A 13,133-nucleotide genomic window follows, 5' to 3' on the forward strand; every position below is an offset into this window, starting at 1 on the left:
GCGGGCGGGGCGTGGGGGCAAGCGCGGCGCGCGGGGTCGAGGAGGGGTGCTCGGGCTCGCCTCGGCTCTGAGGGGGTGGTACGCTCCGCCCATGCTCCTCCTCGCCCTCTCGCTCGCCGCCACGCCCGTCTGCATCGCCCGCGTCCATGATGGCGACACGGTGCGCCTCTGCAGCGGCGAGCGCATCCGGATAGAGGATATCGACGCGCCGGAGCTCTTCCGCTCCGAGCGCTGCAGCCCTGCCGCCATGCGCCGCCTTGAAGGTAGCGCCAACCCGCCCTGGTGCGATTACACAAAGGGCGAGCGCGCCCGTGACGCACTCGCCCAGTTCCTGGCTTCAGGCCCGGTCAAACTCCAACGCACCGGAACCGATCATTATGGCCGCACGCTGGCCCGCTTGTCGGTCAATGGCGTCGACGCAGGCCGCTACCTCATCAGCCGGGGCCTCGCGCACCGCTGGCGCTAGTTCGAGATGATCAGCTCGCTCGCCATCTTGCTCTTGTCCATCCCGCCCAGCGTATAGCGCACCTCGGCGCCCTCCATGGCGAACCCGGCGAATATCTCGCGCACGTCCGGATGATCATTGAGCGAGAGGATGAACCTTCCCTTCAGCCCGCGCAGCAGCTCGGCCATGGCGGCAAACTCATCCCGCCCGAACATGCCCTCGCCATAGTCGCGCTCGCACCCGTAGTAGGGCGGATCGAGGTAGAACAGCGTGCCCGCCCGGTCATAGCGGCGCAGGAAGTCCGCCCAAGGCAGCCGCTCGATGATCACCCCCGCAAGGCGCTCGTGCGCGGCCTCGATCATCGGCGCCAGCTTGGTGATATCGAACCGCGCCGGCGCGCCGTGCACCACGCCAAAGGTGCGGCCGCGCACCCTGCCGCCAAAGGCAAGGCGCTGCAGGTAAAGAAACCGCGCCGAACGCTCCAGATCGGTGAGCGTCGCCGGATCCTGCGCGATCAGCTTCTCAAACCCGGCGCGGCTCGTGATCTGCCACCGCAGCATTTCCATGAAGGCCACATAGTGCCGCTGCAGCACGCGAAAGAAGGTCGAGACATCCTCCGACCAATCGTTGATCACCTCGCCACCGGGCCGCATGTCGCGCCGGAAGAAGACCCCGCCCATGCCCACGAAGGCTTCGGCATAGGTCTCGTGCGGGGTGTCGTTGATCCGCGCCACCAGGCGCTTGGCGAGGTTGCGCTTGCCGCCGATGTAGGGTGCGATCGGGCGCACGGGATCGACCGGCGAAAGCTCCATTTCGGAATGGGATAGGGTATTCATAGGGACTGGACTCCTGTCGCGTTGTTCCGCATCCGTTCCACCCCCGGCCGGGGAGCGGGACGGACCGATTCGGGCTCGGTCGGTTCGTGGCGGAGTCCAGTCCGCCGGCTTGGGCTGCGCCAACAGCCCGGCCCCCGCTCGCACCGCTGGGTGGAGTGGGGAAACTCGTCAGGCCTTCGTGGTCGCCGCCGGCGTAGTCGCCACCAGCTTGGCAAAGTCCGGCTCGGCAAACCCGATCGCGGGCAGCCCCAGCCAGTCGTTCACCTCCAACATGCGCTGCTGGATCGGCACGATCTCAAGGTGGTAGAAAGTCCGCGCGGCATCCACCACGTTGCCGAAGCCGCCCGTGTTCTTGGGCACTATGCCGCACAGCACCGGCGGCGTGCGGTGCGCAGCCAGCATGTCCTGCGCGGTCACATCCTTGATGCCGAGGAATTCGTCCTTCGCGCCCACCTCGCCGATCGGCAGGATCTTCACGCCGTTTTCCTTGCCCTTGGGGATGTGCAGGAAGAAGTTGCGGAAGTTGCCAGGCCCCTTGGATTGGCGCATCGCCTCGCGCAGCGTCTTGCTGTCCTTCTCGGAAAACCCCTCTTCGGAGACATAGAGGATGTACCCCGCGTGGCTGCCGTTGATGTAGTATTTCCGGCGAAACAGCGTGGCGCTCTCGTTCAGCAACCCGCTCTGCAGCGCGCTGAGATATTCGGGCATCCCGTAGATTTCCTGCATCGGATCAGGCTCGGCCATGTGGTGCACCCGGCCCGGCGCGAATTGGGTCGCATCGGCAGAATTGTAGGTGCGCGGGGCAAACCAGAAGGTGTCCGGCTCCACCCCCACGCGCGTCCAGGCTGCAGGTGCTGGCCGCAGCAGCGCCGGGCGCCCGGCCAGATTGGGAACGTCTTCCAGATAGGCATTGCCGAAGATCAGCCAATCGAGCGCCCATCGCGCGAAATCGCCCTTGCTCAGCCACCGGCTCGCAACGAACGAACCCACCAGCATGTTGCGCTTCAGCAGGATCGGGCTCTGGTGGTGCGGTGCCATGCGATAGGCGCGGCCAAGGCCTGCCGGGCTGATCGGCGGCTCATACCAGCGCCCGTTGTGCGCCACCTCGAACAGGTCGAAAATCTCGCGCCGATCCAGCACGCTCACCGCATCGCCAAAGGCAAACGCGGCGATATTGGAAGGCGCTTCCACCGTCTGGGCGGTGGTCTCAGTCTTGCGGCTCATCGAAGATCTCCAGCGTGGAACCCCCGCCCGGCACCTCTGTGGCGTCGAGCGGTTCGAAGAACAGGGCATGCATGATCGCCCAGGCGAGGTCCGCATGGCCGACATTCCCGGCGCGCCCGGCGGTATAGGTGATGCCCTGCTTGGTGATCTCGGGGCGGATCGCCATGAAGGCCCCCACCACATCGAGCCACCCGGCATCGAATTCGAGGCGCCCGGCAGTGATCACGTTCTTGGCCTTCAGCACCATCTGGCTCTTGGTCAGCGGCGAATAGTGGATGGCCTCGGCCGTCGGGAACCACTTGCACACCAGCTGGTGCACCGCCTTGCCCGCGCCGGTGGTGTCGATCGCGATGCGCGTCACGTTGTAGCGCTGCGTCATCTCGCGAATCGCATCGGCCTGCGCATCGAACTGCAGGCCCTTCAGGCGCAGCTTTTCCAGCACGCGGAACTTGCCGCCGGGCTTAAGCGGCGCCGCCAGCGCCACCAGCGCGGCATCATCGCCCGTCCCGCTCTCGCTGGCGTTGGGATCATAGCCGAGCCAGACCTCGCCCTCGTATTTGCGCAGGGCATAGGGCTGGAAATCGCGCCACACCTCCCAGCTGTCGACCAGGCAGCGCCGCATGACTTCGAGCGGGAACATCGACTGGCTGTCATCGAGGAAGATGCAGCGGAACAGGTTGTCGAATTCGTCGACCGAGTATTCGCGCTGCAGCTCCTCGACGTCGACCAGGTCGAAGCCCTTGGCCACCGCATCGAACACGTTGACGATCTGGCGCCAGATCCCGTCCGGCCCCATCGCGCCGTCTTTCAGCGCCTTGTGCGATAGGTCGATCCGCACCTTGTCGGCCTTGGCGCGGCGGCGGTTGAAGCGCTCGCCGCTCCACATCGCATAGGCCTCGTGCGCCAGGGTGCTGGGCGTGGAGAACAGCGTGCGCGTGTAGATCTTGTGGGTCGCCATCGCCGCGGCGACCTTGAACAGCTCCTCGAACCCGTAGATCCAGAAGCTCTCATCGATGATCACATCGCCGTGGTAGCCCTGCGCCGTGCGGTAATTGGTGCCGAGGAAGTACAGCTCGACCGGCTCCAGCACCTTCGATGCCCCAAAGTCGTCTGCGCCGTCGCCCTCGATCACCCCGCGCTGGATGCAGATCGGGTCGCCCTTCAGCGTCACCCCGCACACCTTCTGCACCCACTGCACGATGTAGGCGCGGAAGATATTGGCCTGCGCGCGGCTCGCCGAAAGGAAGATCTGGTTCTTGCCGGTCTCCAGCGCCACCAGCAGCCGCTCGCGGGCGAAATACCATGTCGCGCCGATCTGGCGGCTCTTCACGATCATGCGCGTGCGCAGGCTCGTGGTATTCAGCCAGTCTTCCTGATGGCCGAAAAGGCTCGCCTCCATGTCCGCGCGCAGCAGCGCGGTCATTTCGGGCGTGATCAGGTTCTTCTCAGCGTCCTTCTTCGCGTTCGCCGCCTTGGCCCCGTTGCTGCGCTTGGGATTGAGGTCAGCCTCGTTGCCGCCCTCGCCCTCATACTTTCGCTGGCGGGCAAACCGCTCGAACTGCCGCCCCAGCAGGTCGATTTCCTTGAAATCGTGCCCGGTCTTCTGCTCCTTCGCGATAAGCTGGCTGTAGCGGACCCAGAGGCACTCCTCGGCGCGTTCCACCGGGCTGGCCTTGTCCCACCCGTGCCGGATCTTCCAGCTCGCCACCGTGGTGTAGGGGATGGCCAGCTCATCCGCGATCTGGGTGATCGACCAGCCCCGCCAGTAGAGCGAGCGCGCCTCAAGCCGCTTGGCCACCACCGCCGGCAGCGAAACGACAGGCGCAGCCAGTGCCCCGGGTGCCTCATCGGCCTCGGGGGCTTCGTCCTCCAGCGGGTTATCATTGTCCGGCGGCAGCTCCATGCGGCGGCACGCTATGGCCCGCTGCCCCTCGCGGCCCATGCCCGCCTGTTGTGACCCTGCGGGGCACAACGCGCCCGCGTTGCAAGGTTGCCGCGCCGAATGCCTTTTGCACCCGTCCGGCCCGGCTGAACCGCCCAGCCAGCCAAACCCGAACCGGAGCATACCGATGGCAAAGACCCGTTTCTTCCGCGTCGCAGTCGAAGGCGCCACCACCGATGGCCGCGCGATCGACCGGCAGTGGCTGCTCGACGCGGCCGAAACCTACAACCGCGACACTTATGCCGCGCGGGTCAACCTCGAACACGTTCGCGGCATCACCGCCGATGGCCCGTTCCAGGCCTATGGCGATGTGCTCAGCCTCAAGACCGAGACGGTCGATCTGACCGTTGGCGGCAAGACCGAAAAGCGCCTCGCCCTCTTCGCCGAGATCGATGCCCTCGATCCCCTGATCGCGATGAACAAGAAGGGCCAGAAGCTATACTCCTCGATCGAGATCGCGCCCAACTTCGCCGGCACCGGCAAGGCCTATTTCGTCGGCCTGGCCGTCACGGACAGCCCCGCCAGCCTCGGCACCGAAATGCTGCAGTTCGCCGCCACGCAGGGCGAAAACAGCCCGCTCGCCCACCGCAAGCAGGACAAGGCCAACCTCTTCACCGCCGCCGAGGAAGTGACCATCGAACTGGCCGAAGCCGAAGCTGCAGCCGATCCTGCAACCGGCTTCCTCGCCACCATCGCTCGCTTCGTGGAAAGCCTGTCGGGCAAGCCCGCCATCGTGTCGCCGCCGGTGCCCCCCTCCCCGCCGGCGGCGGCGCCCGAGGAAGGCGCACAGGCCGCTGCCTTCGCCGCCATCGGCACCGCGATGACCGAAATGGGCAACTCGCTGCAAGCCTTCATGCAGGCCAGCAACCAGCGCGCCGCCGCGCTGGAAACGCAGGTGAAGGGCTTCGCCGAGCTGCTCGAAAAGACCCCCGCGAACAAGTTTCAGCAGCGCGCCCCGGCCACCGGCGGCAACGCAGACACCATCAAGACGGACTGCTGATCCCGCCTCCCCGAACACGCCCGCCAGCCTGCTCAAGACCCGCGCCACCCCACCAAGGAAGAGACCATGCGCAACGAAACCCGGCTCCGCTTCAACGCCTATGTCAGCCAGATCGCGCTGCTGAACGGCATCGACGATGCCACCACCAAGTTCTCGGTCGATCCGGCGGTCGAGCAGCGCCTCGAAGTCAAGATGCGCGAATCGTCCGAGTTCCTCGGCATGATCAACGTGATGCCGGTGATCGACCAGACCGGGCAGACGCTCGGCCTCGGCACCACCCGCACCATGGCGGGCCGGACGGACACCTCTGGCGGCACCCGCCGCAACCCGTCCGATCCCACCGGCAACTCGGAAACCAACACCTATTTCTGCCGCCAGACCAATTTCGATTGGTCGCGCCGCTACGCCCTCATGGATGCCTGGCGCCACCGCCCGGACTTCGAAACGCTGCTGCGCGATGAAATCCTCAAGCAGCAGTCGCGCGATCGCATCATGATCGGTTGGAACGGCACCTCGGCTGCCTCGACCACCGATCGCACCGCCAACCCGCTGCTGCAGGATGTCAACGTCGGTTGGCTCGAGAAGATCCGCGATACGGCGCCCGCCCAGGTGCTGAGCGACGGTGGCCTCACCGTGAAGACCAACGGCACCAACAACGCCGCGCTCAAGGCGATCTACGTCAAGCCCGGCGCGGTGCTGTTCGATGCGAGCGTGGCCTACAACGCCACCGGCGGCTCGGCCAACGCGGCGGCAGACTACAGCTCGCTCGATGCCCTCGTGCTCGATGCCAAGCGGCTCCTGCCCGAATGGCATCGCGGCAACACCGATCTGGTGGTGATCGTCGGCCATGATCTGGTGGACGACAAGTATTTCACCATCGCCCAGACCACCGGCGCAACCGCGACCGAGGTCGAGGCAACTGACCGCATCCTGCGCTCGGACAAGCAGATCGGCGGGCTCCCGGCTGTGCGCGTGCCGTTCTTCCCGGCCAACGCCCTGCTGATCACCACGCTCAAGAACCTCTCGATCTACTATCAGGAAGGCACCCGCCGCCGCTTCCTGAAAGACGAGCCGGAATACGACCGGATCGCCAACTACGAGAGCGTCAACGAAGACTACGTGGTCGAGGATTACGAGCTGGTCGCCTTCGTCGAGAACATCGTCATCGGCGCCGCCCCGGCTCGCCCGGCGCCTTAAGCCGCATGAAAAAGGGAGGCGGGTCGTATCGCCTCCCTTTCCCGCCCCTCCCGCGTTGCGCACCTGGCGGAACGGGAGGGGCAGGTTCTCCCACCACCAAGGAAGCGCCGCCCATGTCCTACAGCCCCGCCCTCGCCCATCGCCAGCGTGTCCTCGCCAGCCTTGCCGCCGGCACCGCCGCTGCCACCACCGGCGCGCCTGCCATGCCCACCGAAGGGCCTGCCGCCAGCGAATACCAGCTCCTCCTCGCCGCGCTGGGCATCGATCTCAATGAACTGCGCAGCATCGAAAGCGTGGAGCGCAAGATCGAGGCCAAGCGCAGCATGATCGAGCGCTACCGCCCGTGGGTCGAAGGCGCGCTCTCTGGCGAACAGGCCGCGCAGGATGAGATCGTCACCACCATGCTGGTCTGGGCGATCGACGTCGCCGATTGGCCCTATGCCCTCGCCATCGCCGCCCATGTGCTGCAGCACGGCCTCGCCCTGCCCGAACACTATGTGCGCAAGCCCGCCACCCTGATCGCCGAGGAATTTGCCGAGGCCGGGCTCAAGACCCCGCCGCAGATCGATCTCGATACCCTGCAGAAGGTCGCCGCGCTGGTGGCCGGTGCAGACATGCACGATCAGGTGCGCGCCAAGCTGGAGAAGGCCCTCGGCCTCGGCTTCATGGCCCGCGCCGAAGTCTTCGATCCCACCGCCGAAAGCGCCGTCGCCGGCGGCAAGGGCGCGCTGCTCGAAGCTGCCCTCGCCCACTTCAACACCGCGCTCGGCCTCAACAAGGCCGTGGGCGTCAAGAAGCTGATCGAAACCCTCACCCGCGATCTCAAGAACCTCGCGCCCGCCACACCTATCGAAGAACCCAGTTAACCGAGCTGCGCCACCCGCGCCGGGGGGCGGGCAAGGCCGGAGGTAGCGTCCCCGAAGGCCGAAACCCTCACCCCCCGTTAGAACCCGAGGCCACATGACCTTCGTCACCGTCCCCCCATCGCCCGCCTCGCCGCCCGAATCGACGGTGGCGGGCGATGGCTGGTGGCCGGAGATCGATTGCAACGCGATGCGCGATCAGCTGCGCCTCGGCGATACCGTGCCGCACGCCCGCCTTGTCGCCGCGATCGAGGGCGGGCTCATCACGGTCGATGGCGAACTCGCCGATTGGCGCGCCGCGCGCGAAGCCGAAGAGATCGCCTCGCTCGAAGATTTCGAACCGGAGCGCACCCTCGGCGGCAAGAGCCGCGCCGTGCTGCTCTGGACCCGCGCCGTGCGCTTCGCCGCCGCTGCCGAGCTGGCCGAGCTGCACCGCGACATGACCGCGACCGCCCACGGCCAGGCGCGCGCCGATGATGAACAGCTCACCGCCGCCGATTATCGCCGCTTCTGCACGCAGGCCGTCCGCGATCTCATCGGCACCCCCCGCTGCACGGTGGAGCTGATCTGATGACCAGCGAACTTCTCACCGAAGCGGAAAGCGCGGTGCTCCAGCAGACCGCCGAGCTTTGGAATGCCTTTCTCGCGCTGCCTGCTGTTCATCCGGCGGAGCATATGGAGCTGTGCAGCAAGATCCATGATCTGCAGCGCATGATCTTGGCCCGCCCTGCGATGCGAGAAGTTCGCGGCAAGGATCCATGGCCATGACCACCACCGCTACCGCCCGCGCCGGGGATACCCTCGACCTCATCTGCTGGCGCGCGCTGGGAACCACCGGCGGCGGCGTGGTCGAGGCCGCGTTCGAGCTCAATCGCACCGGCACCGCCAGCCTCGCGGAGCGCGGCGCTGTCATCGCAGAAGGCACAACCGTTGTCCTGCCCGATCCGCCCACCGTTGGCGCATCTGGGGCAAGCGCCAGCACCCTCGAAACCGTGAACCTGTGGGATTGATATGGGCAGCGACCTTCAAGACTGGGGCGAATTCCTCTTCTGGTGGATCGCCAGCCTTTTCGCCTCCACCACCGTGGTGGTCGCCAAGCTTGGCCTGAAGCTCTACGGCGATAGCGCCGATATCCCGACCGATCCGGTGATCGCGGGGCACTGGGCGCGCCGCCGCCGCTACATCGCCATCGCCGAGCTTTCTGCCCTTCCCGCCTTCGCCACCGCTTCGGTGGTGCTGGTGAGCTACTACCACCTCAACCCCGTCGCCGCCGTGCTGCTCGCGATGGCGCAGGGCTTTGTCGGCTTCCCCCTCCTGCTCGATGGCGCTGCGATCCTGTTCAAGCGCCGCATCGGCCTTTCTCAGGACACGACCAATGGGTGACCTGGTCCTCGTGCTTGTTTCGATCGCCAGCCTTGGTGGCGCGGCCACGGCCCTCGGCCTTGCCTTCCGCCACCACTGCAAGCTCCTCATGCACGATCTCACCCGCCCGCCCGAATGAAGAAGCCCGCCTCCCTGCGCGCCATGCTCGTGGCGCTGATGCCCGAACTGGCGCGGGATGCCGATCGGCTCGCCATGTGGATCGAAAAGGGCCGCGTCCGCTCCCGGCTCGGCAGCCACGGCTTCGCATGGGAATACCAGCTCACCGTGCTGCTCAAGGAATTCGCCGGCGATCCCGCCGTGCCCTTCTTCGCGGTGACGGAATGGCTGCGAGATCAGCAGCCCGACCGGCTCGCCCCCGGCGGCCAGAACGGCTTCGCGTTCGAGGTCGATATCCTCGATAGCCAGACCTTCGATGTGCAGATCGTGCTCGATCTCGATGAATGCGTCGCGGCAGAGCCGCAGGGCGAGGGCCGCTGGAACCTCACCCCCATCGATCAGCCCGTGCCCATCGATCCCGATGGCGAGCTGCTGCGCCCCGGCCCGGTCCTCTCGATCTGGCATGATGGCGAGCAGCTCGCCCCGCTGCCCGAACTATGAGCGAGACAAGCGCCGAGGGCCTCGATGCCCTCGCGCCCTGGCTGGGCGGCGTGCTGCAAAAGCTTGAGCCGGGTGAACGGCTCGGCCTCACCCGCAAGATCGGCAAGGCCCTGCGCGATGCCAATGCCGCCCGCATCCGCGATAATGTGCAGCCCGATGGCACGCCGATGGAGCCGCGCAAGAGCAAGCGAGACAAGCGCGGCCGTCTGCGCAAACGCCGGGGCCGCATGTTCCCCAAAACCTCGCTCGCCCGCAATTTGCGCGCCTTCGCCCGCCCGGATGAGATCGAGGTGACCTTCCGCCCGCTGGTGGCCGGAACGGCGGCGGTGCACCACTATGGCCTCACCGCGCCGGTGGATGCGAAGATCCCGAACTCGATTGAAGTGCGCTACCCCACGCGCCGCCTCCTCGGCTTCGCGCCGGCGGATCTGGAATTGATCGATCAGGAAGTGGGAAGCTGGCTCGCGCGCTGATCGGCGCGCCCTAAAGCGCCGCCGTGCCCCACATCAGCGCGATGATCGGCAGCGCGATCAGGATGCCCAGCACCGCGCCATCGCGCGCCACGCCCCATAGAATTGCACGGCGAGTGGGGCGGGCGCTCATGCCTCGTTCCTTGAAAGCTGGCCGTTCTGCGCAAGGCGCACCGGCCCGCCGATTACCGGCTCACCCCTCGGCCAGCGGATCGCGATGCAGCGCGCCTTGCCGATGCGGGTGATGCTCACCGAATTGCCCTGGTTGCCGCCCAGCACATGAAAGGCGGTCTCATCCTCGCCCACGTAGAACCCCACATGCCCGCCGCCCTCACGCGCGAAGACCAGCACGGCACCGGGTGCAACATGCGTGCTGCGCAGGTTCGCCTCCCAGTCCGCCCAGGCCCGCGCGCGGAGGTATTCCGTGGGAATCGAAAGCCCGGCCTCCTGCATCACGATGGCTGCGAAAGCGCCGCACCACGGGGTCTCGTCATCCTTCACCCACGATTTCAGCTTGCGCAGCCAACCCATGATCGTGGGGCTGTGGCGCGGCCCCGGGATCTCGCGCACGCCGATCTGGCTCCGCGCGAAAGTCAGCCAGCGCGGCTCGGTCATGGCAGCACCTCGGCAGGTTCGATCGAGGTTTCCGACCACGCATTCTCGCGCGGCCCTTCGGCGGGGTCTTCCCACGCGATCACATAGCTTGGCTCGGCTTCGAGGTACTCGGTCCGCGCCACGATCTTGCCGACAAGATCGGTGAGCGGCACCTTGACATCCGCGCTCATGGCAAACCTGAAAATGTCGTCAGTCATCGCAAAGTCCTCTGCTTAAAGCGGTGGGCGCGCCGTCAGGCGCCAGTTGGAATTCGGTCCATCGAACCTGAAGCGGCAGGCGTAGGCTTCCGGGATGGTCGCCAGCGTGGTGCTGCCCTGCTTGACCACCCAGTTGAACGTGCCGCCGCTGCTGCCGCCGCTGCGGAAGAATTCGGCCTCCTCCCCGTCTGCCGCCCCGATCGTTTCCAGCGTGATCGTGCGTTCCTGCGTGATCGGGACGGACAGGCGCTGGCTCACCCGGTCGCGTCCGGCACGGAAGGAAAAGTCGGCATTGCCACGGGTCTGCACGCCAAGGGTGCGCGGCCGGGCGGTGATATCGTCCAGCGTCACGGTGCCGCCGGTGGAAAGGTTGGAGAATGCCCGGATCGTGCCTTCCGTCCGCGCATCATCGACCCACACGCCGCTGTAGATGAAGGTGACCGCTCCGGTCGCAATGCTCGTGGAAGCATAGGCGGCGTTTGCGGTGGACGGGCCGATCTGGCCGCCCCCGGTGATCTCGATCCCGTGCGCGCGCGATTTCAGCACCGCGCCATCGAGCAGGTTGAAACCGTTCGTCGTCGCCATGACGATCTTGCCGCCGTCGAAAGTCAGCCCGGTGCTGACGTTCATGGAAGCCGGGTCGCGCACCGTGGTGTTGACGTATTCGGTAACGCACCCGCTGTTGGTGTTGCCGGGGAAGCCGGATGTGCTGGTCCCCATGTTCACTTCGCTGTTGTGAACGGTGAGGAAGTTCCACCCGTTGCCCACGTAGAGGATGTTGTGCAGCGAGGAATTGCGGATGTTGACCTTGTGGCTGCCGCTTCCGGCAAACCGCGTGCCGACAAACGAGAGGAGCGAGTTGGCCGAAGTCGCCGCCGCGCCATCGGGGATCGAATTGCGATGGCGGAAGTTGCTGATCTCAAGGCGGCTGTTGCGGCAGGCATCGACGCCGTAGCGGATGCCGACCTGCAGGTTGGTCTCCAGCCCGTCGATCGTCACATTGGTCCCGCGCGCCTGCACCGCGCAGTTGAGGCCGCTTTTGGGCTGGCCGGGTGCGGCAGTGTTGTGCGTGCCAAATGCCTTGATGTTTTCGAAGCGGACCTGGTCGCTGAAGGTGTGCGTGTCCCAGGTCGCCGCGGTGCACGAAATACCTTCGCCAGTGACAGAAATCCGCCGCACCACGCCGCCGCTGAAAGTCAGCGGATAGGCAAGGCCGGTGGCGGTGCCGACAATGATATCGGAATAGGCGTGGCGTACATTGCGCGCATGGACCTCGACCGTGCAATCGGTGCTGCCCGCCGCCACGCACACACCGTAGCCGAAGGAATTGTTCGCTTCGTCATCCCGCAGATCGCGCACCTTCGCGCGGACCCGCGCGCCCATGCACGAAAGCAGCATCACCCCGCGTGAAGAGTTCGCCTCGATCCGCGCGTCGATGTCGGCGCCGACATAGCCCTCCAGGCGCATCAGATCGCGCGTCGTGCTGATCTCGCCGCCCATCCCGACATTGATCACGCAAGGATTATTGCCCAGCTTCGCAATCGTGCCCGACGCGCTGTAGAGCCAAAACTCGGCAAGCGCGCGATCGAGGTAGATCGTGCTGCCATCATCGGACTTGCCAATCACCTTCGCCGTCTCGGCCAGGTTGGTCTGGTTGGTCAGCACCCCGTTGCCGCCATCGGCCACCAGCACGCCATCCCCGTTGATGTACTGGAAACGGTTCCACACGCTGTCGGACAGGTGCACGTAATCGCCCGCCGAAAGCTCATCGTAAGCGGTCGAATTGACCTCAAGCGCCGTGATGTAGCTGCCGGTGCCGCTGGGATACTGCACCAGCAGCGATGGCGCGGCGGTCCAGTTCCCCACGATGGTGAAGGCCTCGCGCGCGCGCAGGCCGGCGCCTCCCCCCGTGATGTTGAGCAGCCCGTCGCCCTCGCTCAGGATCACGCAGTAGCCGTTGAAAACCGCAAGCGTGGACAGCGAAACAGGCCGGTCGATCAGCAGCGGGCGGCGTTGCAGGCTGTGCTTGGTGATCATCGCGGCCACCTGCGTCGCCTCGTCTCCGCCGCCCGAGGCATAATCGCGCGAGAAGTAGATCGGCCCCGCCGAATAGAGCACCTCGAGCCTCTGCCCGGATTCGAACGCGACGCGCGATGCACCCGATGCACCGGGAGTGCTGCTTTCCAGCTCGTCACTGCGTACCCGCGCGGAAAACTCGTCTGCGGTCAACGCCTCCACATGCGGGGAAATCGCGGAGCGGAAGGCAGTCACATCAGGCCCGGAAAGGCCTTCGATGGGCTTGGGACTGGGCATGGCAATCCTTTGGTCGGAACGTCGCGCCCTCCTCCTCCCGCACCCATGCCC

17 protein-coding genes are annotated in these 13,133 nt (G+C 66.2%); 11 read left to right on the top strand and 6 right to left on the bottom strand.

What is annotated here, in order from left to right; all coding sequences use genetic code 11:
- Nucleotides 1-91 precede the first annotated feature (91 nt).
- A complete protein-coding gene (locus ACODS2_RS05660; RefSeq protein ID WP_488997938.1) occupies nucleotides 92-466 on the top strand; it encodes a thermonuclease family protein in 375 nt (124 codons plus the stop codon).
- Here the strand turns inward: ACODS2_RS05660 and ACODS2_RS05665 are convergent.
- The 3 genes from ACODS2_RS05665 to ACODS2_RS05675 all read right to left on the bottom strand — a co-directional run bounded on the left by ACODS2_RS05665 (nucleotide 463) and on the right by ACODS2_RS05675 (nucleotide 4,408).
- A complete protein-coding gene (locus ACODS2_RS05665) occupies nucleotides 463-1,281 on the bottom strand; it encodes a DNA adenine methylase (protein ID WP_488997939.1) in 819 nt (272 codons plus the stop codon). The two genes, ACODS2_RS05660 and ACODS2_RS05665, sit on opposite strands and share 4 nt — an antisense overlap.
- 168 nt (nucleotides 1,282-1,449) lie before the next feature.
- The gene (locus ACODS2_RS05670; RefSeq protein WP_488997940.1) at nucleotides 1,450-2,505 is read right to left on the bottom strand and encodes a phage portal protein; all 1,056 of its coding nucleotides are present in this window, start codon (nucleotides 2,503-2,505) and stop codon (nucleotides 1,450-1,452) included.
- Entirely contained in the window at nucleotides 2,489-4,408 is a 1,920-nt protein-coding gene (locus ACODS2_RS05675; protein WP_488997941.1) for a terminase large subunit domain-containing protein, read from the bottom strand. The genes ACODS2_RS05670 and ACODS2_RS05675 overlap by 17 nt, the downstream gene beginning before the upstream one ends.
- Before the next feature lie 166 nt (nucleotides 4,409-4,574).
- Here ACODS2_RS05675 and ACODS2_RS05680 point away from each other — a divergent pair, with 166 nt between their 5' ends.
- The 10 genes from ACODS2_RS05680 to ACODS2_RS05725 all read left to right on the top strand — a co-directional run bounded on the left by ACODS2_RS05680 (nucleotide 4,575) and on the right by ACODS2_RS05725 (nucleotide 9,960).
- Nucleotides 4,575-5,447, top strand: coding sequence for a GPO family capsid scaffolding protein (locus ACODS2_RS05680; RefSeq protein ID WP_488997942.1), 873 nt, complete (start codon nucleotides 4,575-4,577; stop codon nucleotides 5,445-5,447).
- Between the two features lie 66 nt (nucleotides 5,448-5,513).
- The gene (locus ACODS2_RS05685) at nucleotides 5,514-6,644 is read left to right on the top strand and encodes a phage major capsid protein, P2 family (protein WP_488997943.1); all 1,131 of its coding nucleotides are present in this window, start codon (nucleotides 5,514-5,516) and stop codon (nucleotides 6,642-6,644) included.
- A 113-nt stretch (nucleotides 6,645-6,757) separates the two neighbouring features.
- Entirely contained in the window at nucleotides 6,758-7,510 is a 753-nt protein-coding gene (gpM, locus tag ACODS2_RS05690) for a phage terminase small subunit (protein ID WP_488997944.1), read from the top strand.
- Nucleotides 7,511-7,604: 94 nt separating this feature from the next.
- A complete protein-coding gene (locus ACODS2_RS05695) occupies nucleotides 7,605-8,078 on the top strand; it encodes a head completion/stabilization protein (protein WP_488997945.1) in 474 nt (157 codons plus the stop codon).
- Nucleotides 8,078-8,275 carry a hypothetical protein gene (locus ACODS2_RS05700; RefSeq protein WP_488997946.1) on the top strand — a complete coding sequence of 66 codons (198 nt, stop codon included), beginning with the start codon at nucleotides 8,078-8,080 and terminating at the stop codon, nucleotides 8,273-8,275. Before ACODS2_RS05695 ends, ACODS2_RS05700 begins: the two co-directional genes overlap by 1 nt.
- Nucleotides 8,272-8,517: a tail protein X gene (locus tag ACODS2_RS05705; protein WP_488997947.1), complete on the top strand. Its 246-nt coding sequence runs from the start codon at nucleotides 8,272-8,274 to the stop codon at nucleotides 8,515-8,517. Before ACODS2_RS05700 ends, ACODS2_RS05705 begins: the two co-directional genes overlap by 4 nt.
- Nucleotide 8,518: 1 nt before the next feature.
- Complete coding sequence (locus ACODS2_RS05710) at nucleotides 8,519-8,890, top strand: hypothetical protein (protein ID WP_488997948.1); 372 nt, start codon at nucleotides 8,519-8,521, stop codon at nucleotides 8,888-8,890.
- Nucleotides 8,883-9,008 carry a hypothetical protein gene (locus ACODS2_RS05715; RefSeq protein WP_488997949.1) on the top strand — a complete coding sequence of 42 codons (126 nt, stop codon included), beginning with the start codon at nucleotides 8,883-8,885 and terminating at the stop codon, nucleotides 9,006-9,008. The genes ACODS2_RS05710 and ACODS2_RS05715 overlap by 8 nt, the downstream gene beginning before the upstream one ends.
- A complete protein-coding gene (locus tag ACODS2_RS05720; RefSeq protein WP_488997950.1) occupies nucleotides 9,005-9,487 on the top strand; it encodes a phage tail protein in 483 nt (160 codons plus the stop codon). The genes ACODS2_RS05715 and ACODS2_RS05720 overlap by 4 nt, the downstream gene beginning before the upstream one ends.
- Nucleotides 9,484-9,960 (top strand): phage virion morphogenesis protein, encoded by a 477-nt coding sequence (locus ACODS2_RS05725; RefSeq protein WP_488997951.1) that lies wholly within the window; start codon nucleotides 9,484-9,486, stop codon nucleotides 9,958-9,960. Before ACODS2_RS05720 ends, ACODS2_RS05725 begins: the two co-directional genes overlap by 4 nt.
- A 126-nt stretch (nucleotides 9,961-10,086) precedes the next feature.
- Here ACODS2_RS05725 and ACODS2_RS05730 read toward each other — a convergent pair whose 3' ends face one another.
- The 3 genes from ACODS2_RS05730 to ACODS2_RS05740 are packed head-to-tail and all read right to left on the bottom strand — an operon-like array spanning nucleotide 10,087 to nucleotide 13,082.
- Nucleotides 10,087-10,572 carry a TIGR02594 family protein gene (locus ACODS2_RS05730; protein ID WP_488997952.1) on the bottom strand — a complete coding sequence of 162 codons (486 nt, stop codon included), beginning with the start codon at nucleotides 10,570-10,572 and terminating at the stop codon, nucleotides 10,087-10,089.
- Nucleotides 10,569-10,769 (bottom strand): hypothetical protein, encoded by a 201-nt coding sequence (locus ACODS2_RS05735; protein ID WP_488997953.1) that lies wholly within the window; start codon nucleotides 10,767-10,769, stop codon nucleotides 10,569-10,571. The genes ACODS2_RS05730 and ACODS2_RS05735 overlap by 4 nt, the downstream gene beginning before the upstream one ends.
- Nucleotides 10,770-10,784: 15 nt before the next feature.
- Nucleotides 10,785-13,082, bottom strand: a complete 2,298-nt coding sequence (locus ACODS2_RS05740; protein WP_488997954.1) for a hypothetical protein — start codon at nucleotides 13,080-13,082, stop codon at nucleotides 10,785-10,787.
- Between the last annotated feature and the right edge of the window lie 51 nt (nucleotides 13,083-13,133).

It is taken from the genome of Novosphingobium sp. FG137 (assembly GCF_057809735.1).